The sequence below is a fragment of the Enterobacter sp. 296B2 genome, from assembly GCF_034106185.1.
Lineage (GTDB): Bacteria > Pseudomonadota > Gammaproteobacteria > Enterobacterales > Enterobacteriaceae > Enterobacter > Enterobacter cloacae_N.
The window spans coordinates 85,998-105,901 of record NZ_JAWNCA010000012.1 but is presented as its reverse complement, the minus strand read 5'-3'; the positions used below and the strand labels follow the sequence as shown (position 1 = coordinate 105,901).

The window sequence follows — 19,904 nt, the reverse complement described above, 5'->3', positions numbered from 1 at the left end:
AATATAATTTTACTCTCCTTGAAATCCAGAAATCTTCGGTAAAAATTAGATTGAATCATATCTCTTATCGGTGAAACCATGGATACATTAATATGTCCTGCAACGCCTGTTCAGACGTTCCCGCATTCTGTTTCACCTAATACATATAATCCTCGTTTACATATAAAAGTGAGTTTGCTTGCATTACTTATTTCCGCTTCTCTGACAAGCCACGTTCGGGCAGAGGACTATACGGATACCGTTATCAGCGACGATCCGGATATACCAAGAGTGTTCCTGAGCGGAGACACCATCACCGTGACGGACAGCGATGCGTCCGCGATTCGCGCCGAAAATGGAGGGGGCGTTTCGGTACCGGATGGTGGAGTCGCCATTACCGTGACTGGCACCGGTACGGCTGATGGATTAAATAATAATGTGATTATTATAAACAGTGGCTCGGACGTAAATCTTGGAACCGGAACCACCATCAGCGCTTCCGGTAAAGCTCTTGGGATCCTGCTAAATGGATCGACAGACGCGAATGACCCTCGCCCGCAGTTTAAGGCCAGAGATTTGTCCATAAATACAAGCGATATGGTTCTTGGGGGAATAGATAGCCCGGGTATTAGTGCTAACTGGCATAGCGATGTGGAATTAACGGGGGATTACCGGGTCACTAATGCCGGGGCTAACAGTGGTGCCCTGTTATCGGCTAACGCTGGCGCCCATATAACGATGGAAAATGCTGAACTGAATGCGGGTACGGGTGAAAACCCGGCATCGGGCACCTCCTTCGGTATTGTCTCGCAATTCAGCAGCAGCATTACGGGCAGCGGAACGACGAATTTAAATTACGACGGAAGCGGAAACTTTTTTGGCGTGGTAGCCGGTGCCAGTCTGTCGGGCGAGGATGCTGCCCGGGTACAATTAAACGATATGAATTTACAGATCCGCTCTGACGGTGGGGCGGCAAACGGTCTCTGGGCAACCCAATCCGGGACAATTAACATCACCGGGAATGCAAACCTGACTGCGCAGGCCCCTTCCGGCTATCTCGTCAGGGCCGACAGAAACGGGACGGTTACCCTTTCAGGGGCCTCAACTGGCACACTCACGGCAGATACTGCATGGGGTGTCTGGGGGGCGGGGCTTGGAAATCTGTCACTGAATCAAAGCCAGCTCGCGGTGGAGGGTACAGATGCCGCCGCCGTTATTCGCGCTGATAACAGCGCTGCCGCTGGAGAAAACCGCTTTTCCTTTGTCGATTCAGTCCTGAGCAGCAATAAAGATGGTGTGCTGGTTACCGCCGGGGATGCGACCATTACGCTGACAAACACCCGTCTTAGCGCTGATAATGGGGCAGTGATTAACGCCGCTGGCACGGGCACAACCCGCGTGGTGGCGGACAATAATTCACAGTTAACCGGGCGAGTGCAGACGGCAGAAGGCGGCACGACAAATCTGACGCTCGGCAGTGGCTCTTCCTGGAACGTCACGGAGGATTCCAGGCTCAGCAACCTGACGCTGGATAACGGTACCCTGCGCTATGCTGGCGCGGCGGCACTTACCGCGACCGATGGCATAACCCTGAGTGGCGGTGGTGGCACCATTGATACCAGCGGCAATGCAATCCTTATTTCATCTGTCCTGACGGGCGATGGCGGTTTAACAAAGACCGGCAGCGGAATACTCACCCTGACGGGTACCCATTCCTATACCGGTGGTACAGCGATCAGCGAAGGTACGTTGCAACTTGGCAATGGTGATAACCCGGGAACGATTGCCGGTAATATCATCAATAACGGTACGCTCACGCTGAATAATAACGCTGTCCAGCAGCTAAACAATGTCATTACTGGCACGGGGCAATTCCGCAATGAAGGCGCTGGCACTACCATCCTGACGGGTGATAACACCTGGACGGGGGGAACCCTGATTAACCATGGGACAGTGCAACTGGGTGATGGTGGAACGCAGGGGAGCATCAAAGGTGATGTGACGAACAACAGTGCGCTGGTGGTGAACCGTAGTGATGCTCTCACGCTAGATGGCGCGATCGGCGGTTCAGGAACGTTGAGAAAACAGGGAAGCGGGGAGCTGATCCTTTCCGGCTTATACAGCCTGACGGGCGGAACCTATATTGATGCCGGGACGCTGACATTTTCGGGCAACACGGCAACGACTAATGTGACAGGCCAGAGTGGCTCGATACTGAACCTGAAGAACAATGCCACCCTCACGGGTTGGGTTGATCCGCTGGATATGAATATTGAAAGCGGCTCGACCTGGAATGTCACCGGTACCGCCGGACAGAACGTTCTGGATACGCTGACGCTTGCCGGAAATATTAATTTCCCGGGTGCGACAGGTGGCACTTTCACACCTAACACCCTCACGGTAAAAAATCTCAATGGGCAGAACGGGACGGTCGGCCTGAATGCCGATCTCAGCAACGGAACAGCGGATCGCATTATTGTAAACGGTGGCGCTGCAACCGGGAGTACTAACCTGGCGGTTAATAATGTCAGCAATACGGGGGCACCAACGCAAGGGAACGGTATTCTGCTGGTGGAGACCACCAATAACGGAACGACTGCTGCCGATGCTTTCCGGCTGAGCAGCCCTGTTTATGGCGGGGCATATCGCTACTCCCTGCTGCGTGGCGCCAGTGATGGCAGTGCGGCTGATAACTGGTATCTCACCTCTGATCAACCCGGTTCGCCAAACCCGGATTCGCAAAACCCAGGTTCGCCAAATCCCGGTACGCCGGTATGGCGTCCGGGTGTCTCGGTGGCGGCAGCCACGCCGCTGATTGTCGCAGGGACTAATATGGCGATGATGAGCAACTTTTATGAACGTACCGGTTTTTATGGTCTGAACAACAGTGATGTAACACCGACAGCATCTATGCCCTGCGAGGAGGATCTTACGCTGTGGTGTGCCAGAGAATCACGGGCCTGGGGACGTTATATCAACGATAACATTACGCATAAAGGTGATGGGAAGGGTATCTACGGCGATGCCGGGGCAAAGTATGATCAACACATTAACGCCATTCAGTTCGGGAATGATATCTGGCGCAATGTTGATGATGCGGGTAACCGCAATTACGCCGGTCTGTATGCCACGATCGGCAACAGCAGAAGTCACGTGACAGATTATGACGATAGTGAGGCGGGGCTAAGCCGCCTGGATGCTTACACCCTCGGCTCCTATTTTACCCATGTTCATCATAATGATGCCTGGACGGATATGGTATTCCAGGGTTCATGGTTAAAAGCACGTAACCAGGCCGAAGACAATACCCGTTACGATACAGAAGGGTTCGCTCTTGCGACATCTCTTGAAGGTGGATTCCCGGTGTACCAGACAGGGAGCATAAAAGTAGAGCCGCATGCGAGAGTAACCTATCAGTATGAAAACCTGAATGATGCCAATGATGGCCTGACCGAGATCCGTTTCAATAATTTCCAGTCACTGCAGGGTTCCGCAGGGATCCGGGTCAGCAATATCGGATTGGTGAACAATCTCAAATATTCTGTCTGGCTGGATGCCGGTGCCGGCCAAGAATTTATGGGTAAATCGAAGACGGAGTTTGTGATGACGGAGAAAACCGAAACGATTACCACCCGGACGCGTGGCGGCTTTGCTGATGTGAAGGTCGGGGGCAGCCTCGATCTCAACAAAACGCTTGCTGTCTATACTTCTGCGAACTGGACGCCGCGCTTTGATAATACAGAGTACAGTCTGGGAGCCTCGATAGGCGTGAGAGGGACCTGGTAACCTGACGGCTGCCGCTCTCATTATTTTACGCATGCCCATGAACGATCCTCATGGGCATTTTCATAAGTTGTAGCGAAATATACTCAATTGTTATTAGCCATAATATTTAAGTGGTTATTCTGTAACGAAAAAACTTGATCTGTGTCAACATATGACGCATATTGCGTGCGGTTATTTTTTCGGCTCTGGTATACAGAATGACGTTGTATCAAAAGATGTTAGTTTTTTACGCAATCATGGCTTCCATCTGCGCATTAATTACCTGGTTCCTTTCTAAAGATCGCAAGCGCATTCGCCTGCTTAGCGCGTTTCTGGTAGGGTCGACCTGGCCGATGAGTTTCCCCGTTGCGCTGCTGGTCTCGCTTTTCTGAAGCATCCTTCCATTTTTAAACGATGAATATGGCATTCCGGTTATGATGACTGTATAAATAAACAGTGCATCGTAAAAGGAGTGCTTATGAACAGTTTTTACTCGCAGCATGCGGGTTGCACCGTGCGCTGGCATGATTTGCCCGGCTCTGGCGATCCCGTAGTCTTCATCCACGGATTGGGCTGCGCCTCTTCCTATGAATACCCCCGCGTCGTTTGTGACCCGCTGTTTGGCGCGCGCAGAGCGATTCTCATCGATTTGCCCGGCAGCGGTTACAGCGATAAACCTGACCATTACAGCTATAAAACCACCGACCAGGCACGCGTTGTGGCGGAACTGATTGACCATCTTCAGCTGGATGCCTTTTGGCTATATGGCCACAGCATGGGCGGCAGCATTGCTATCGAAACGGCAGGGCTGCTGGCAGCACGCATAAAGGGATTGATGGTGTCAGAGCCCAATTTTCATGCGGGCGGGGGCATGTTCAGCCGATCTATTGCAGCGCAAACTGAACAACAGTTTCTGGAACAGGGCTATAACGCCATGCTCGGCGCAGAAACCACCGCGTGGGCAGGGTGCCTGAAGAGTAACGCGTCATATGCCGTCTGGCGGGGCGCATCGAGCCTGGTGGCGGGCGTTGAGCCGGACTGGGAAAACCAATTTTTGTCGCTGCCTTGCCCGGTGACGTTGATTTTCGGTGAACTCTCACTGCCGGATGATGATGTAGACAATCTGAAGCAGAAGGGTGTTGAGGTAAAAATTATCCCTGCGGCGGGGCATTCCATATCGTGGGAAAACCCGTCCGCACTGGCGCAGACGTTAGCCGAGTGTATGGCGGCGTGATTATTGTGCAGTTTATTATCGTTGCGGAATGTTGGCCGGGTAAGCGCAGCGCCACCCGGCAAAAAAGGCGGTTACATGATTAAAGTCCGTAGTGCCCGACGTGCGTCAGGCTGAACATCATGCGGATGCTGATAATCAATGTTCTCTATTGCCCGGCTATAGAGTGCGACCAGCCAGTCGTAAACGTACGCGGTGGCCGCATGGACCGGCTGTTCCCCCAGGCGCGTCAGGCGCGGTGCGGCACTGCTGACGACGGGCGTAACAAAGATTGCCTGACCTTTGCGGATGCGGCTTGCGGGGCGCTCTGCTGCAGGTGACTGGTCGTAACCCAGCCAGCCAACGAAATTCCCCATCACGGCGTGCAGCTGCGCCGCGCTGCTTTTATCCGCTTCAACAATTCGCTGAAGCTGTTGCGGCAGATTAAGCCGATAGCTGGTTACCACCAGTACATCCGCGATTTGCTGCAGTACCGCAGGCTCCAGCCCAAGACGGGTGGCCGTAGCTTCATTGCGGCTCCACTGGCGCAGATGATTTATCCATACTTTGTGCGCCAGACGCGCGTTGTCTTTTGTCTGGAACCGTCCTGCGCTTTCCTGGGCGTTATCGGCGAACAGATCGATGGTGTCCGTAAACAGTCCGTTCACCTGCTCCTCGCGCGGCTGCTGAACGGCGAGCAGCGTTTCAAAGGCTTTCAGCGGCGGGAGCAGGCCCTCAAGCAGCTCGCCGTGACGGGCAGCGCTGCTTTGCAGCGTGCGCACCATGTTTTCGGCCTGAGCGCGTCGCGTACCCGGTTCCTCAACCAGCGGCGCCAGGTAGCTTTGCATCAGCGACGCGATCTCCTGCCGCAGCAGGTTTTTCAGCGTGCCGAGACGCTTCTGCCGCTGTGCGGATAGCGTCGCCTGAGACAACCACTCAATGACGCGCTGCATGCTGTGGCTGTCCAGCGCCTGCAGTGTTCCCCAGCGCAGGCCAGGCTTGCCAAGCAGATGCTGTACGGCTTCATCGAGATTCTGTCGGGTGGTGAAGCGAGCGTCATGCGGGGTGATCGCCCACACCAGACCCGGCAGGGCAGACTCCTCGGCAGGCTGGGTCTCTTTTACCCAGTTAGTTAACACTTTTGCTTTTTGGGCAGTCTGCTCGTGCTGCGCCGTCGCATTGCAGATCACCAGCACATCCGGCTGGAGCTGCTGGCGGTAATGTTCAAGCAACCACTGGCATTTAGCCTGTACTAAAGGATCGGCACTGCGGTCTTCAAAGACCGGAATATCAATGATATCAACGTTATCCAGCGCACCGTTCTCAACCGGCAAGGCCAGCTCGCGAGTCAGGAAGGCAAGCACGTCGACCGGGATGCTGATGGCGTTGAGCATTTCACCGTTGTTCAGCGGATGCAGCAGCGTCTCCTGAGCCTCCTGCTGGGTTAAGGTGCCGTGCGTCAGGAAGCCTTCGCCAGGCAGGCCAAAGCTGTCCACCAGCAGGCTTAGCGGCGCAGCCAGCTCACCGACATGGCTGGTCTGGTGCAGCACGTGGGCAAACTTCAGCCACTGCTGGGTTAACTCCTGTTGCTCGCCCCACAGCAGCGACCAGACGCTGGCGCGGGTGCTGAGATCGAGCGATGGCACCAGTTGGGCAAATTCATGCCACAGGGCATCGTCAATTTGCTGTTTCGCGGCGGGTACGGTGCTTTGCCAGAAGCGGGCAATCGCACCCACTTCCTGAGCAGTGATGCCGGGCACGCCCTGCGGCTGGCGCAGGCCGCGCCATTTCTCCAGACGCGTCTCAATGACCGCTTTATCCACCGCGCGCATCTGCGGGTGCAGCGTCGTGCGGGCAATAAACAGCTGTACCAGTTCGGCCTCGGTGACGAGGCTCAGACGCAGCGGAAACGCCTCATCCGCTACCTCCGGGATGTCGCGGGTGAAGCGCACGGCCATGTTGGTCAGGGCATGCCCCGGATTGATATGCGAAAAATAGTCAAAGGTGCGCTGGCCCGGCGTCACGTTCAGGCGCCCGTTACCGCTGCCGCACAGCGACAGCAGCAGGTGTGCTTTGGCGCTCTGAGAATGACCGTAAAGCCCAATGCTGCTACGGCGGGTCAGGGCGCGTTCAATGGCCAGCTCCCGCGCCTGCGCCGCGTTGATGCGAGCAAGCAGGGCGTCAGCATCGTTATCCAGCACAGGGGCGTTCAGGCGCGTCTCGTTAATCCACCCGATTAAGGCCTGAGTGGTGGTCGTCGTCGCTGTCATTTCAGGTATACGCTCCCGCTGTCGATCCAGTAGTGGCTGCCGCTGTGTCGGCGATCGGCCAGAGTATTCAGTTTGAAGGTTAACGCGTCAGGCGCCACCGGCGTGCCGTCCTGTAGCCAGGCATCGCTCAGCTCGAAGGCCTCCGGGCCCTCCTGCTTGCTGCCGCCGCAGAGCTTAAGCCGCACGTTCAACACGCCGTCGCCGGCAATCGCTTTTGCCAGTTCAGCCGAGTTGATGCTGAGCGTATAAAGCGGCGTAGCGGGCCAGCGCGCGTTTGCCAGCTGGCGGAAGCCGAGGGTGACATTGCCGCGCAGCGGGAAGTGCAGACGCGCGTCGAGCTTCGCGCCCGGCTTATCCAGGTCGATATCCTGATACCAGACGTTTTCCTCGCTCAGGGTATTGACGGTGTTATCCAGCACGCCGAGATAACGCACGGTGGAATACGCGCCAATGTCCGCGGCTTTAAAGTTGAAGCGCGGCAGACGCAAATCGAGCGCCAGGCTGCAGAGCATGGCCCCCACCGCGGCAGTCGATTTCGGGTTGCCTATGCGCCCCTGCTGGCTGAACGGATACCACTCGTGCACCTGGTATTTATCCAGCCAGACGATGCGATTAACCGGCACCGGCTGCAGGTGACGAATCAGCGCCTGAACGCCCGGCAGGCAGCCTGGACGCCCGGTGATCAGCAGAATATCGCAGCTGTAATGGGAAATCGCTTCACACACAGCGTGGAGCGGCGAGGTCAGCGTAAACTGACCGGCCAGCATTGCATCCTGCATTTCGCGGAAATTCACGTGCAGCGGCACGGCGAACAGGTCGAAGGCTTCTGAGCCCGCCGGCAGGGCATGATCGATCGCCTGTTGGAGATAATTCATCACGTTGCGGGTCGGCTTCTGCGGCAGCAGATCGCCGAAGGTGGCATGCAGGCCCGCCAGCGGATCGTCAACGTCGCTGGCTTCCCACGCGGAAAGAATGGCGTGGCCAATTGGCATAAAGAGCTGAAGCGCCGTTTGCTGGCGCAGTACCGCCTGGGTATCAATACGTCCGGAGTCGCCGAACAGCGACGCCATCAGCAGCGAGGCGTCCGCAATGCCGGATTTCTGCAGCTGCGTTTGCAGGGCGGGCAGGACATAGCGCTGAATCACGTCCAGCAGGGTATCGTCGCCCGCCACCTTAAACCCTTCGCGGAACAGCAGCTGCGGGGTAATTTTGATGTTATTACCGGAGCCGTCATCAAGCTGGTAGTGGGTGATCGCCATATCCGTGGTGCCGCCGCCGATGTCGATAGAGGCGACGCGTAATGCGCGGCCCGGCTGCACCCCCGGCTCGGGTTCACGATCCGTGCGGGCGAGGGAGGCGAAAAAGGCTTCCGTCTGGCCGCCAAAACGGGAGATCGCTTCGTTATACAGCCAGACCAGCTGACCGCAGCTGGCTTCATCCCACTCCATCTGGATCTCAGGGACCGGCACCACGCTTTTTTCCTGCTGCTTGCGGGTGGCAAAATCTTCATCCTGCGGGTGCCAGCCCATCGCTTTCCAGACGATGGCAATGGCTTCAAACATGCGGCGACGGAAAATCTCGCGCTCCTGCTTTGGCATAGCCGAGGGCAGGGTCAGGATCAGCGTGCGCAGCTGGCGCGGCGAGGCCGGGAAGCCCAGCCGCAGGCGCGTGGCGACGCTGTTGATCTGACCCAGCGCCTGCGCCAGCAGCTCGCACAGCATGTGCGTCATCAGCGTGCTGCGGCTGTACTGCGGCGAAAAGACCGGCAGCCGTTCGTCCTGCGGTAGCGTAAACAGCGGTTCACCGTCATCGTTCATCAGGTTCATCAGCGGAAACGCCGTGGCGAGCGGTTCACGCTGGGTTTTGCCGTTCATCTGGCTAAAGCGCCAGTCCTGCACGACCGGTGTTTCATCCCACAGGTAGCGACGCGGGCTGGAGATGCCGCTGTTACCTTCGGTTCCCAGACGCTGCATCGCCAGCTTGCGGGCTTCATCACCCACGCGAACAATCGACGGCCAGACAAAGGCATCTTCGCGACCGCTTTCCACCGAGAAGTGCTGTTTGCCAAAGCGTGCTTCGGAGAACTCAAGACGGCTGGTGAACAGGGGCTCGTTGAGGAACTGCGGCTCGCTTAACGAACGAACCTGCAGCTCGGCGGTCTGCCGAAGACCATCGTTTGCATCACCGTGGTCTTCAATAATCACGCCGCAGGTATGGGTGTTGCCCACGTCGAGGATCAGGTCGACCGGAATGGCAGGCGTGCTGAGCGTATGGGTGACAAATTTCACTTCCGGCACGGTGAGCTGTTCGCCAAGCATGGTCAGCAGGTTGAGCCAGTGGGCCTGATATTCAAAACTGCGCATCGCCTGATGCAGGTCTCGTTCAGAGCGGTTTTCAACGCCCTCGGCATACTGGGTAAACGCCTCGCGCAGCCAGCCGTCAATCCAGGTCTGGTCGAGGAAGCTTTCAACCTCATTATCCCGCCAGGCCAGCGCAAAGCGGGTTCCGTTCAGAATATCGTTTTCAACCGGCGACAGGGCGGAGGTGGCATGTTCCGCGATCTGGCTGTCGAGCGCGAGGGTGACGCGGTGCGTGTTGCCTGCCGTGTCGGGTTTATCGAGCTTGCGCACCTGAACGCGCGCCCAGTTATCCGGTCCTTCCACAAAGGTCCGCGGCGGGTTAAAGCGCAGGAAGGGAACGGGAAGCCAGACGCCGTCAAGCACGGCAAGGGACTGATGCAGCGGGATCGTCGTTTCCGGCTTAACCACTTCAGGCTGCCCGCCGTTCGTCCCCGGCAGGGTATAGCGCCCGTTCACCAGGTCGAAATCGAGTCGCAAAAGGGGGCCGTTCGCGGTTTTACGTACGAAGCGTCCGTTGCTGGCGGTGTCCTGTGGCGTCAGACCGAAATCCAGGAACTGCACGCCGCTGTTGGCAATAAGCGAGACGCTTTGTTTATAGTCGCAAAGATTTACCAGCATAGGATCAGGCACCTGCTTTCTTGAACGTCAGTGGAACGACGGTGTTGGCATCATAACGCGCGCGACATTCTGCGATATCGCTGGCCCCGGCTTTACAGGCGACTTCCGGCATCGGGTAGCGGGAACCGTCGGTGCAGCGGGCGGTGCCGCGACTCTTAATCATCAGCTCTCCATTGCTGTGCAGCCCGGAGAAGATCTCCGCGCGGCAGACAACGTTGTCGCCGTGCACGACGCGGGCGAAACCTTTATTGTTCTGGATTTGATAGCGCATGGACGGCGGCTTGCCGGTGACCGGATCTTTCACGTCGAGAACCGCTCGCCAGGTACCGTTCAGGAAGCGCGTTGATCCGGCTTTCACCTGACTGGCTTCCATCACCATGGCATCTTTCGGGATTGGAACAATCACCACCGGCGCGGCTTCAGGCGCAGGAGCGGGTTCTTTTTCTTTACTTGCTACGACCTCAGCCTGATGAAGCGGTAAATTCATGGCCAGCGGCTCCACCGCTTTAATCGGCTGTGGTGCAATAGCCACGGGCTCTGGAGCCGGTGCAGGGACGGGCTCTGCCGAAGGGCCCTGTTTTGGCCACAGCAGCGGCGCGGCAACGGCTGCCACAATCACGGCGGCAACCGGCAGCGTCCACAAGGGGACGCGGCGCTTTTTCGTGACGGCAACAGGCGCAGGTTCCTGAGCAGGTTGCGCAACAACCGGCGCGGGCTCCGGCTCATACAGTTCTTCCGGCGTAATACGCACGGCGGCGACAGGGGCTACCAGCGGCTCGTCTGCTTTTTCAAAGGTAATAACGGGTTGCGGCTCGGGCTCCGGCTCGGGATCTTCAATCACAACGGGCGCGGGCTCGGGGATCAGCGATTCGCGCAGGCAGTCGAGGACATCGTCGCGCGCATTTTCGTTCAGTTTTACAAACCCCCAGAAGCTGATGACCGGCTTTCCGTCCACCAGGAAGAGGAAGTTTTCACCCGGGAACTGAAACGCCTTCGACAGCAGAGAACCAAAAAGCTGCTGCGCGGTTTTAGGCGACTGGAGGCATTTCTTACTTAACGACTCCACGCTGGCGAGCGTATTTTCCAGATAGCGCAGGGCGCGATAGCGGTCATCTTCATCGGCCGCTTTCCAGCTGGTTACGCTCCCTTCAACAGGAGAGTACCAGTCCACGCGGTCACCGCTGTCATTGACCTGAGGAATAGCCAGACAGTCCACAATGGCCTGCTGTTTGCGCAACCGGAGCGCTTCCCGGATTTGTAACGCTGATTCAAAAACGGCCTGTCCGCCGCCGCCAACGGCCTGAAAATCATCCAGATTACCGCTGCGTAAAAGAGTTTTTGCCACGATTTGATCCCATATACTTCTTCACACCGTTACTTTAACGAAATGAGGAAGCAACCAAACGGAGGAAGAGACGTTAAAAGCGCCGATTTCTTGCGGCATAGAAAATGACGGTTGTGCTTGACGAATAATGGCCCTTAAGGCAAATCACGGTTTTGGGCGCTGACGGTTAAATCAGCAAAAAACGCGGCTTTAGAATAACCTGATAGTGTTTCGTTATTTGCCAGGTCATAACGGCTGTGCTGTTATTACTGACCTATATAATAAAACTGTCAGGGTTATAACCATGTCTACAGGGAAAACACTGCTCGCCCTTGCGCTGAGCGCTCTTTTACCAGCCGGTGCCGCATGGGCGGCAAACAACGACACCCTTATCTACTGCTCGGAAGCCTCCCCCGAATCGTTCAACCCGCAAATCGCCAGCTCCGGCCCGTCTTTTGTCGCCAGCTCTCAGGTGCTGTACAACCGCCTGATCAATTTCGATCCGGTGAAAAATACCCCGGTCCCGTCTCTGGCGGAATCCTGGACGATTTCACCGGACGGCAAGACCTATACGTTTACCCTGCGCAAAGGGGTGAAGTTCAACAGCAACAAATACTTCAAGCCAACCCGCGACTTTAACGCCGATGACGTTATTTTCTCGGTGATGCGTCAGAAAGACCCTAAGCATCCGTACCACAATGTCTCGCAGGGCAACTACGAATACTTTAACGACGTTGGGCTCGATAAGCTGATTCAGGACGTTAAAAAGGTTGATGATTACCACGTCCAGTTCACCCTGAGTGAACCAAACGCCGCATTTCTGGCCGACTGGGGGATGGATTTCGCCTCGATTCTTTCCGCCGAATACGCCGATGCGATGCTGAAAAAAGGCACGCCGGAGAATGTGGACACCTGGCCAATTGGTACCGGGCCGTATGTGCTGCAGCAGTACAAGGTAGACTCGCTGATCCGCTACGTCGCTAATCCGAACTACTGGGATGGCGAGGTGCCGACCAAACATCTTATCTTCTCCATCACGCCAAACGTGGAAACCCGCCTGGCGAAATTGCAGACCAACGAATGCCAGATTATTCCTGCGCCGTCTCCGGTCCAGTTTGACGTGATTAAAAAGAACAAAGACCTGACGCTGCACTCGGTCGATGCGCTGAACGTCGGCTATCTGGCGTTTAACACCGAGAAAAAGCCGTTCGATAACGTGCTGGTGCGCCAGGCGCTGAACTACGCGACCGACAAGAAGGCCATCGTTAATGCGGTCTTTATGGGATCTGGCACGGTGGCAAAATCGCCGATCCCGCCAAATATGATGGGCTTTAATAAAGACCTGAAGGACTACGGCTACGATCCTGAAAAAGCGAAAGCGCTGCTGAAGCAGGCGGGTCTGGAGAAGGGGGCGGAAGTCACGCTGTGGTCAATGCCGGTTCAGCGTCCGTATAACCCGAACTCGCGTCGTATCGCGGAGATGATCCAGAGCGACTGGGCGAAAGTCGGCGTGAAGGCCAAAATCGTCTCTTACGAGTGGGGGGAATATCTCTCCGGAATGCGTAAAGGCGAACATGACTCCGCGCTGTTTGGCTGGATGTCCGATAACGGCGACCCGGATAACTTCGCCGACGTGCTGCTGGGCTGCAACAGCATTAAAACCGGATCAAACGCCGCGCGCTGGTGCGATAAGGGTTATGATGCTCTGGTGCAAAAAGCGAAGCTGACCAGCGATCCGGCCGAGCGTGCGAAACTGTACGGCCAGGCGCAGGAGATCTTCTACCAGCAGGCGCCGTGGATCGCACTGGCAAACGGCAAAACGTTTTACGCGACCCGCAGCAACGTGACCGGATACAGCGTGAGCCTGATGGGCAGCGACTTCTCCAAAGCGAAACTGAACTAGTTTGTTGCCCGGTGGCGCTGCGCTTACCGGGCCTACGGTTCCCCTTTAGGCCGGATAAGGCGTAGCCGCCACCCGGCAATTAACAAGGAGTGACAATGTCACATTTAAATGAAGTTACCGCCCGTGTGGATGCCGCCATTGAAGAGAGCGTGATTACCCACATGAATGAACTGCTGATTGAACTGAGCGATGATGCCGATCTCAGCCGTGAAGATCGCTATACCCAGCAGCAGCGTCTGCGTACCGCGATTTCACACCACGGCAAGCAGCATAAGGAGGAGATGGACGCGCGTGAAGAACAGCTGACCAAAGGCGGTACCATACTGTAATAGTCAAAACTGGCGTCGCGCCACCAGCCAGGCCCCCACGACCAGCATCACCGCGCCGCACGCCGGGCCTACCAGGGCGCGCAGCGGAACGCCGTGGCTCCTCAGTACGTCCAGAACCAGCCCGCCTATGAGCTGGCTTGCCACCAGCACGGCGATGGTCGTCGCCGCGCCCACGTTCTGGTAGCCGCTAATGCTGGCAAATACAAAAAACGACCCCAACAGCCCCGGGATCAGCGTCCACCAGCGCACCGTTGCGGCCAGCTCGCTGAATCCGGCGACGCCCTGCTTCAGTAGCAGAATACTGACAAACAGCACAATGCCGACCAGGGAGTTCAGCAGCATCGCGATAAGAATGGTGGAGGAGGACTGGGTGATACGCACCATTAAGGTGTTTTGCACCACCAGACCGATCCCCGCCGCCACCAGAAACGCCAGCGTCAGTGACTGATTCATGGGATAGCGTCCGGATCGCTGCGCTCGTCCAGCTGAAGCTGCATAAAGGTTAAGTCCAGCCAGCGGCCAAACTTGGTGCCCACCTGAGGCATCTGCCCCGTGGTGACAAAACCGAGCGTTTCGTGGAGGTGAATTGAGGCCTTATTTTGCGCCTCAATGCCGGCCACCATCACGTGTTTGCCGATGATGCGAGCCTCGTTAATCAGCGCCTTCATCAGCGTGCGGCCAATCCCTTTGCCCTGATGGGCCGGGTGGACGTAGACCGAGTGCTCAACCGTATGACGGAAGCCGTCGAAGGCGCGCCAGTCGCCAAAAGAGGCGTAGCCGGTGATAACACCGTCTTCTTCACTGACCAGAACCGGGTAACCCGCGAGCGTGCGGGCCTCAAACCACGCGATTCGGTTATCGGTATCGACGGTTTTATCGTTCCAGATTGCGGCAGTATGCAGTACCGCGTGGTTGTAGATCTCTCCTATCGCGGCGCAATCTTCCTTGCAGGCATGACGAACGATCATGATTAACCCTCTGTGTGTTGTTCACTATAGTATTACGTTATAGATACGATATTACACAACTGTTTCCTAAGAGCGCTACGTCATAAAGCCTGTTTTTTTGTTATTAGAACCCCATTGAAATGCCGTCCATACACTATAGTATGACGTCATGAGCACAATAACAGACACAATGAATCAACGCATTAGCGCCAGAATTCGCCTTGAACGCGAGTCTCGCGGATGGTCTCTGAGCGAGCTGGCTGAGCGGGCAGGCGTTTCTCGCGCCATGATCCACAAAATAGAGCGTGGAGACAGTAGCCCGACGGCAACCCTTCTGGCACGCCTGTCCGGCGCGTTTGGGATCAGCATGTCAACGTTGATTGCCAGAGCCGAGATGCAGGAGGGAAAACTCCTGCGACTGGCAAACCAGCCCCTCTGGCGCGATCCCCAAACGCACTATCTTCGTCGCCACGTTTCCCCGCGTACCGATCTGCCTATCGACCTCGTCCAGATTGAACTGCCAGCGGGGAGCGACGTCCCGATGCCGGCGTCGTCCTACGCGCTGGCGCGTCAGTTGATCTGGCTGCAGTCCGGCGAGCTGGTATTTCAGGAGGGCGATACCCGCCACGAGATGAAGGCCGGAGACTGTCTGGAGCTGGGGCCGCCAAACGACTGCCGTTTCATCAACGAAACCAATGAAACCTGTATCTATCTTGTGGTCCGGCTTAACCAGTCTGCCTCGTAATGTTAAGGCGATAATGCCGATCGTGAGCCAGGCTGTAATGACATTTGTACCAGAAGGAGTTCCTGATGAATCAATCTGTTTCGCAAAATCGCCGCTGGGTGCTGGCCTCTCGTCCACAGGGTGCGCCGGTGGTGGAGAATTTTCGTCTGGAAGAGCAGCCTGTTCCTGCACCTCAGGCGGGGCAGCTGGTGCTTCGCACCGTCTGGCTGTCGTTGGATCCTTACATGCGGGGGCGCATGAGCGATGCGCCATCCTATTCTCCGCCGATGGAGATTGGTGCGGTGATGGTGGGGGGAACGGTTAGCCGCGTTGAGCAGTCAAATCATCCCGACTTCAAAGCCGGGGAGTGGGTGCTGGGCTACAGCGGCTGGCAGGAGTATGAACTGTCAGACGGCAGCGGCCTGGTGAAGCTGGGCGAAAATCCGTCACATCCTTCCTGGGCGCTGGGCATTCTTGGGATGCCGGGCTTTACCGCCTATATGGGATTGCTGGATATCGGGCAGCCTAAAGCGGGCGAAACGCTGGTGGTGGCCGCGGCGACGGGCCCTGTGGGCGCGACCGTTGGGCAGATTGGCAAAATTAAAGGCTGCCGGGTGGTTGGCGTAGCCGGTGGGGCAGAAAAGTGCCGCCACGCCGTAGAGGTTCTCGGGTTTGACGAGTGTCTGGATCACCACGCGGCGGATTTCGCTGAGCAGCTGAAACGCGCCTGCCCGAAAGGCATTGATGTCTATTTTGAAAACGTCGGTGGGAAAGTGTTTGACGCCGTGCTGCCGCTGCTGAATACCTCCGCGCGCGTGCCGGTGTGTGGCCTGGTGAGCGGTTACAATGCAACGGGCCTGCCTGATGGGCCGGACCGTTTGCCGCTTCTGATGGGCACCATTCTGAAGAAACGCATTCGGATGCAGGGCTTTATCATCGCCCAGGACTACGGTCACCGCATTCATGAGTTTCAGGAAGAGATGGGGCGCTGGGTGCAGGAGGGCAAAATTCACTATCGTGAACAGGTGACGGAGGGGCTGGAGAACGCGCCTGAGGCGTTGATTGGCCTGCTGGAAGGAAAAAACTTCGGCAAAGTCGTGATTCACGTCGCGGGTGACAATAAATAAACAGCATTATGGCGGGGTTTCCCGCCATATTTATTTGTGAAGATACGATATATTGTCTTTAATTAACGGACATGGCTTTTCGCGCCATCATCCCGGATGAGCCCGAAACCGATAAAAAAATACATTTTGCATTTTTGGCTGTTTTACGTACTTCCCACCACCAGGCATGACGATACAGGATATATCGGACCAGCGTCGTTTTATTAAAACTGACGTTTATAAATAGCATTAAGTTTTAGCTACAGGAATTGAACATGCTTGATTTGGATCACTTAGAAAAAGCCCAAAGGATCAGTCTTACCATGCAAGTTGAACTCAGTTTGAAAGGAGCGTTAATTACGGGCTCCCTTAAACCTGGTGCACGACTGATTACGAAAGAGATCGCCGATAAATTAGGAACCAGCATTACCCCAGTACGCGAGGCGCTGCTGCGTCTGGTGTCAGCAGGGGCATTACATGCCACGCCAGCACAGGCATTTCTGGTGCCGGAGGTCACGCTGGACCGTTATAACGAAATCAACGCTATTCGCAAGCAGCTTGAGCCCATGGCGGTTGCCGCAGCCTGCCAGAATATGTCTGAACAAAAGCTGGAGACGTTGCGCAAATTGTCGGAAGCGTTTCATGAGGCCATGCGCAACGGAAACGTACAGCAGGCACTGCATGCGAATCGCGTTTTCCGCTTTACGCTTTACCAGTACGCGGAAATGCCCACGCTTAATGCCTTAATTGAACAGCTTTGGGTGCGCATCGGGCCGTGCATTAACTATCTGCACCAGGAGCTTAATGACATTAAAGAAGCGACGTATCACTATGACGAGTTGCTTTCAGCCCTGGAACGCCGGGATGTCGACGCCAGCCAGAAGGCAATAGAAAAGTTGATTGATGAAGCGAATACGCTTTTACAGCGACAATATTTTAACTGAGAGATTATTTAACAGAGCGACTATATACGCTATCCAATTATTTATATGGTGAATAACTCCTGATGGCATATTGCCATCAGGAGCGTTATTTTCTTTATAAAATAAACTTTACTTATTTCTTACTCGAATCGATAAGAGACAGACAGCCCTACGCCGTAGTTGCGGCCCGGCGCGGGCTCGTAATACCGCCCGTTGGATTCATTTACAATAACTGAGCCGACGTACTCTTTGTCGAACAGGTTATCTACGCGGCCAAAGACGTCCATCCCCCAGTTACCATAGTTGAATTTGTACCCGGTATTCAGCCCGACCACCGTGTACGACGGCGCTTTCGCCGTGTTCTCGTCGTCGGCCATGATATCGCTCATGTAGCGCACGTCCGAGCCCGCGTACCAGCCTTCTTCAGGCTGCCAGCCAAATGACGCGTAGCCCATATTGCGGGCAATGCCCGGCATGCGGTTGCCGTTACAGTCTGCGTCGCCGCAGACGTTGGTGCGGTAGGTGGCGTCCAGATAGGTCCACGCCATTTTCAGCTTCCAGTTTTCAGCAAACTGCTGATCGAGAGACACTTCGACTCCCTGACGACGGGTTTTCCCGGCATTTTTATAGCTTGTCCGGCCGCCAGCGCTGGCATCCACCACGATCTCGTCATCCGTATCGGTGCGGAACAGCGCTGCCGTCAGCAGGCCATTGCCGATGCGGGTTTTGCTGCCCACCTCATACGTGTTGTTGGTGGACGGCTTCAGGCCAATGTTCAGGCCGCCCTGGTTATCGGCGCGATAGGAGAGCTCGTTGATGGTTGGCGTTTCGAATCCACGTCCTGCGGCAGCGTAGAGGTTCCATGCGTCCGTCACCGCATACTTCACGGCGCCCGCCGGGAGCCACTTGTGATAGCTCGCATCACCGCTGTCGTCGCCGTTGCCCGGTGTAACGTAATGGTCGTTGGAATCAAACCAGACCGAGCTGTAACGCACGCCCGCATCGACGGAGAGTTTCTGCGTCAGCTGCCAGCGGGTCTGCAGGTAAGGGTCAACGTTCCACATCAGGTTACGTTCGTTCCGGCGTTTATCACCTTTCACGCCGTAGTCCGGCACCCCGTTGTTCATCACGAAGTTCTCGTACCCACGGCGGTCTTCACTCATGTTTTCATAGTTCAGACCGGTGGTGAAGGTGACCGGCACCAGCAGCTCGCCGCGGTGCGTCCAGCGGGTATCAACCCCCTGATAGTGACGCTGCATATCGATCACGCCGCCGGAGTGAGAAGGCCTCAGCTGCGGCTGGTAGGGAATCGACTGGTACTGCGTCATTTCACGCTCGCCGGCGTACATCATCACGCTGAGATCGTCCTGAGCACTAAGCTGTCGGTCATAGCGCAGCCCCGCCTGGGTCTGCTTGATGGTCTTGCGCGTGTTGTACTGATCGCCGCGCGGGGACTGACGCGGGTTATCCTGCCACTCCTGATAGCTCAGCCCGCCCGGATCGTTGGCCTTCATATCCACGCTGTTGAAAACCAGCGTCAGCTTGCTGGCGTCGTCAATGCGTACGCCCAGTTTGGCGTTAGCGAGATTCTTCCGCGCGCCGCTGTGGTCGCGGTAGCCTTTGGTGGTGAAGCGGGTGGTGGATACGGTGTAATCCACATCCCCCGCGTGGGTGCCGTCACCCATCGCGCCGGTGGCTTTCATGCCGTAGCGCCATGTCCCGTAACTGCCGTAATAGCTGCTGGCTTCAATGGTTGGCGGCTGCTGTCCGGTCTGGGTGTTGATGTTAATCACGCCGCCAGAGGCGTTGCCGTACAGGGCAGAGAAGGGGCCGCGCAGCACCTCAACGCTGTCAATGCTGGAGAGATCGATGTTGGAGGTCTGGCCCTGTCCGTCCGGCATGGTGGCAGGAATACCGTCGACATACATGCGGATGCCACGCACGCCAAACGTTGAGCGGGCGCCAAACCCGCGCATCGAAAGCTGGAGATCCTGAGCATAGTTCTGACGGTTCTGAATCTGTAGTCCCGGAACGCTGCCAAGCGATTCGGAGAGATTAATGCGTGGCGCAGCGTGGCGCATATCATCGCCATTCACGACGCTGACCGCCGCCGGGGTATCAAGCTCTGATACGGTTTGCGGCGCGGCGCTGACGATCATGGTCTGTTCCTCGGCGCTCATTGCACTCAGAGGTGCAAAAACAACGGGAACCAGCAGCAGCGGGAGAGATGCCTTACGGGCAGATATGATTTTCATGAGTAAAACCGGTTGTGATGTATAAACGAACCAAATGGAACATGTCCATACATGTTAAAGGTTTTGTAAATGTTTTGAAAACTATAACCGCACATTGCGTTAATGAAAGGCAATACGGAAAAGAAAAACTCCACATTCAGCTCATTAATGATTACTATTCTCATTATCAAAAGGCGATGCCATGACGTTGC

The 19,904-nt window shown here is 56.1% G+C and carries 14 protein-coding genes; 8 read left to right on the top strand and 6 right to left on the bottom strand.

Annotation, left to right across the window (positions count from 1 at the left end; translation table 11 throughout):
* Window positions 1-78 precede the first annotated feature (78 nt).
* The 3 genes from URZ40_RS11450 to URZ40_RS11440 all read left to right on the top strand — a co-directional run bounded on the left by URZ40_RS11450 (window position 79) and on the right by URZ40_RS11440 (window position 4,978).
* On the top strand, window positions 79-3,765 hold the full coding sequence (locus tag URZ40_RS11450; RefSeq protein WP_320720570.1) for an autotransporter domain-containing protein: 3,687 nt from the start codon (window positions 79-81) through the stop codon (window positions 3,763-3,765).
* Window positions 3,766-3,962: 197 nt separating this feature from the next.
* Window positions 3,963-4,136, top strand: a complete 174-nt coding sequence (locus URZ40_RS11445; protein ID WP_013096478.1) for a GhoT/OrtT family toxin — start codon at window positions 3,963-3,965, stop codon at window positions 4,134-4,136.
* A gap of 86 nt (window positions 4,137-4,222) precedes the next feature.
* A complete protein-coding gene (locus URZ40_RS11440; RefSeq protein WP_320720569.1) occupies window positions 4,223-4,978 on the top strand; it encodes an alpha/beta hydrolase in 756 nt (251 codons plus the stop codon).
* A gap of 71 nt (window positions 4,979-5,049) precedes the next feature.
* Here URZ40_RS11440 and URZ40_RS11435 read toward each other — a convergent pair whose 3' ends face one another.
* The 3 genes from URZ40_RS11435 to URZ40_RS11425 are packed head-to-tail and all read right to left on the bottom strand — an operon-like array spanning window position 5,050 to window position 11,547.
* Window positions 5,050-7,224 (bottom strand): virulence factor SrfC family protein, encoded by a 2,175-nt coding sequence (locus URZ40_RS11435; RefSeq protein ID WP_320720568.1) that lies wholly within the window; start codon window positions 7,222-7,224, stop codon window positions 5,050-5,052.
* Window positions 7,221-10,202, bottom strand: coding sequence for a virulence factor SrfB (locus URZ40_RS11430; protein WP_320720567.1), 2,982 nt, complete (start codon window positions 10,200-10,202; stop codon window positions 7,221-7,223). Before URZ40_RS11430 ends, URZ40_RS11435 begins: the two co-directional genes overlap by 4 nt.
* Before the next feature lie 4 nt (window positions 10,203-10,206).
* A complete protein-coding gene (locus URZ40_RS11425; protein ID WP_320720566.1) occupies window positions 10,207-11,547 on the bottom strand; it encodes an SrfA family protein in 1,341 nt (446 codons plus the stop codon).
* Between the two features lie 283 nt (window positions 11,548-11,830).
* Between URZ40_RS11425 and URZ40_RS11420 the strand changes: the two genes are divergently transcribed.
* Window positions 11,831-13,429 carry an ABC transporter substrate-binding protein gene (locus URZ40_RS11420; protein ID WP_320720565.1) on the top strand — a complete coding sequence of 533 codons (1,599 nt, stop codon included), beginning with the start codon at window positions 11,831-11,833 and terminating at the stop codon, window positions 13,427-13,429.
* Between the two features lie 95 nt (window positions 13,430-13,524).
* Window positions 13,525-13,758: a YdcY family protein gene (locus URZ40_RS11415; protein WP_116339629.1), complete on the top strand. Its 234-nt coding sequence runs from the start codon at window positions 13,525-13,527 to the stop codon at window positions 13,756-13,758.
* A gap of 3 nt (window positions 13,759-13,761) precedes the next feature.
* Here the strand turns inward: URZ40_RS11415 and URZ40_RS11410 are convergent, their stop codons facing one another.
* Both URZ40_RS11410 and URZ40_RS11405 read right to left on the bottom strand, forming a co-directional pair.
* On the bottom strand, window positions 13,762-14,211 hold the full coding sequence (locus tag URZ40_RS11410) for a DMT family transporter (protein WP_166711329.1): 450 nt from the start codon (window positions 14,209-14,211) through the stop codon (window positions 13,762-13,764).
* The gene (locus URZ40_RS11405) at window positions 14,208-14,726 is read right to left on the bottom strand and encodes a GNAT family N-acetyltransferase (RefSeq protein ID WP_163329577.1); all 519 of its coding nucleotides are present in this window, start codon (window positions 14,724-14,726) and stop codon (window positions 14,208-14,210) included. The genes URZ40_RS11410 and URZ40_RS11405 overlap by 4 nt, the downstream gene beginning before the upstream one ends.
* A gap of 148 nt (window positions 14,727-14,874) precedes the next feature.
* Between URZ40_RS11405 and URZ40_RS11400 the strand changes: the two genes are divergently transcribed.
* From URZ40_RS11400 to URZ40_RS11390, 3 genes are all read left to right on the top strand, one after another.
* Complete coding sequence (locus URZ40_RS11400) at window positions 14,875-15,450, top strand: XRE family transcriptional regulator (protein ID WP_320720564.1); 576 nt, start codon at window positions 14,875-14,877, stop codon at window positions 15,448-15,450.
* 65 nt (window positions 15,451-15,515) lie between these two features.
* Window positions 15,516-16,556 (top strand): NADP-dependent oxidoreductase, encoded by a 1,041-nt coding sequence (locus URZ40_RS11395; protein WP_320720563.1) that lies wholly within the window; start codon window positions 15,516-15,518, stop codon window positions 16,554-16,556.
* 254 nt (window positions 16,557-16,810) lie between these two features.
* A complete protein-coding gene (locus URZ40_RS11390) occupies window positions 16,811-17,479 on the top strand; it encodes a GntR family transcriptional regulator (protein ID WP_116339639.1) in 669 nt (222 codons plus the stop codon).
* Between the two features lie 119 nt (window positions 17,480-17,598).
* Here the strand turns inward: URZ40_RS11390 and pqqU are convergent, their stop codons facing one another.
* Window positions 17,599-19,713, bottom strand: a complete 2,115-nt coding sequence (gene pqqU, locus URZ40_RS11385; protein ID WP_316379227.1) for a TonB-dependent receptor PqqU — start codon at window positions 19,711-19,713, stop codon at window positions 17,599-17,601.
* Window positions 19,714-19,904 lie beyond the last annotated feature (191 nt).

Bases quoted from the DNA above. Each gene is read 5' to 3' on its own strand.
- URZ40_RS11410 (WP_166711329.1), bottom strand. From the start codon at position 14,211: ATGAATCAGTCACTGACGCTGGCGTTTCTGGTGGCGGCGGGGATCGGT.
- URZ40_RS11445 (WP_013096478.1), top strand. From the start codon at position 3,963: ATGACGTTGTATCAAAAGATGTTAGTTTTTTACGCAATCATGGCTTCC.
- pqqU (WP_316379227.1), bottom strand. From the start codon at position 19,713: ATGAAAATCATATCTGCCCGTAAGGCATCTCTCCCGCTGCTGCTGGTT.
- URZ40_RS11420 (WP_320720565.1), top strand. From the start codon at position 11,831: ATGTCTACAGGGAAAACACTGCTCGCCCTTGCGCTGAGCGCTCTTTTA.
- URZ40_RS11450 (WP_320720570.1), top strand. From the start codon at position 79: ATGGATACATTAATATGTCCTGCAACGCCTGTTCAGACGTTCCCGCAT.
- URZ40_RS11390 (WP_116339639.1), top strand. From the start codon at position 16,811: ATGCTTGATTTGGATCACTTAGAAAAAGCCCAAAGGATCAGTCTTACC.
- URZ40_RS11430 (WP_320720567.1), bottom strand. From the start codon at position 10,202: ATGCTGGTAAATCTTTGCGACTATAAACAAAGCGTCTCGCTTATTGCC.
- URZ40_RS11440 (WP_320720569.1), top strand. From the start codon at position 4,223: ATGAACAGTTTTTACTCGCAGCATGCGGGTTGCACCGTGCGCTGGCAT.
- URZ40_RS11415 (WP_116339629.1), top strand. From the start codon at position 13,525: ATGTCACATTTAAATGAAGTTACCGCCCGTGTGGATGCCGCCATTGAA.
- URZ40_RS11395 (WP_320720563.1), top strand. From the start codon at position 15,516: ATGAATCAATCTGTTTCGCAAAATCGCCGCTGGGTGCTGGCCTCTCGT.
- URZ40_RS11405 (WP_163329577.1), bottom strand. From the start codon at position 14,726: ATGATCGTTCGTCATGCCTGCAAGGAAGATTGCGCCGCGATAGGAGAG.
- URZ40_RS11400 (WP_320720564.1), top strand. From the start codon at position 14,875: ATGAGCACAATAACAGACACAATGAATCAACGCATTAGCGCCAGAATT.
- URZ40_RS11435 (WP_320720568.1), bottom strand. From the start codon at position 7,224: ATGACAGCGACGACGACCACCACTCAGGCCTTAATCGGGTGGATTAAC.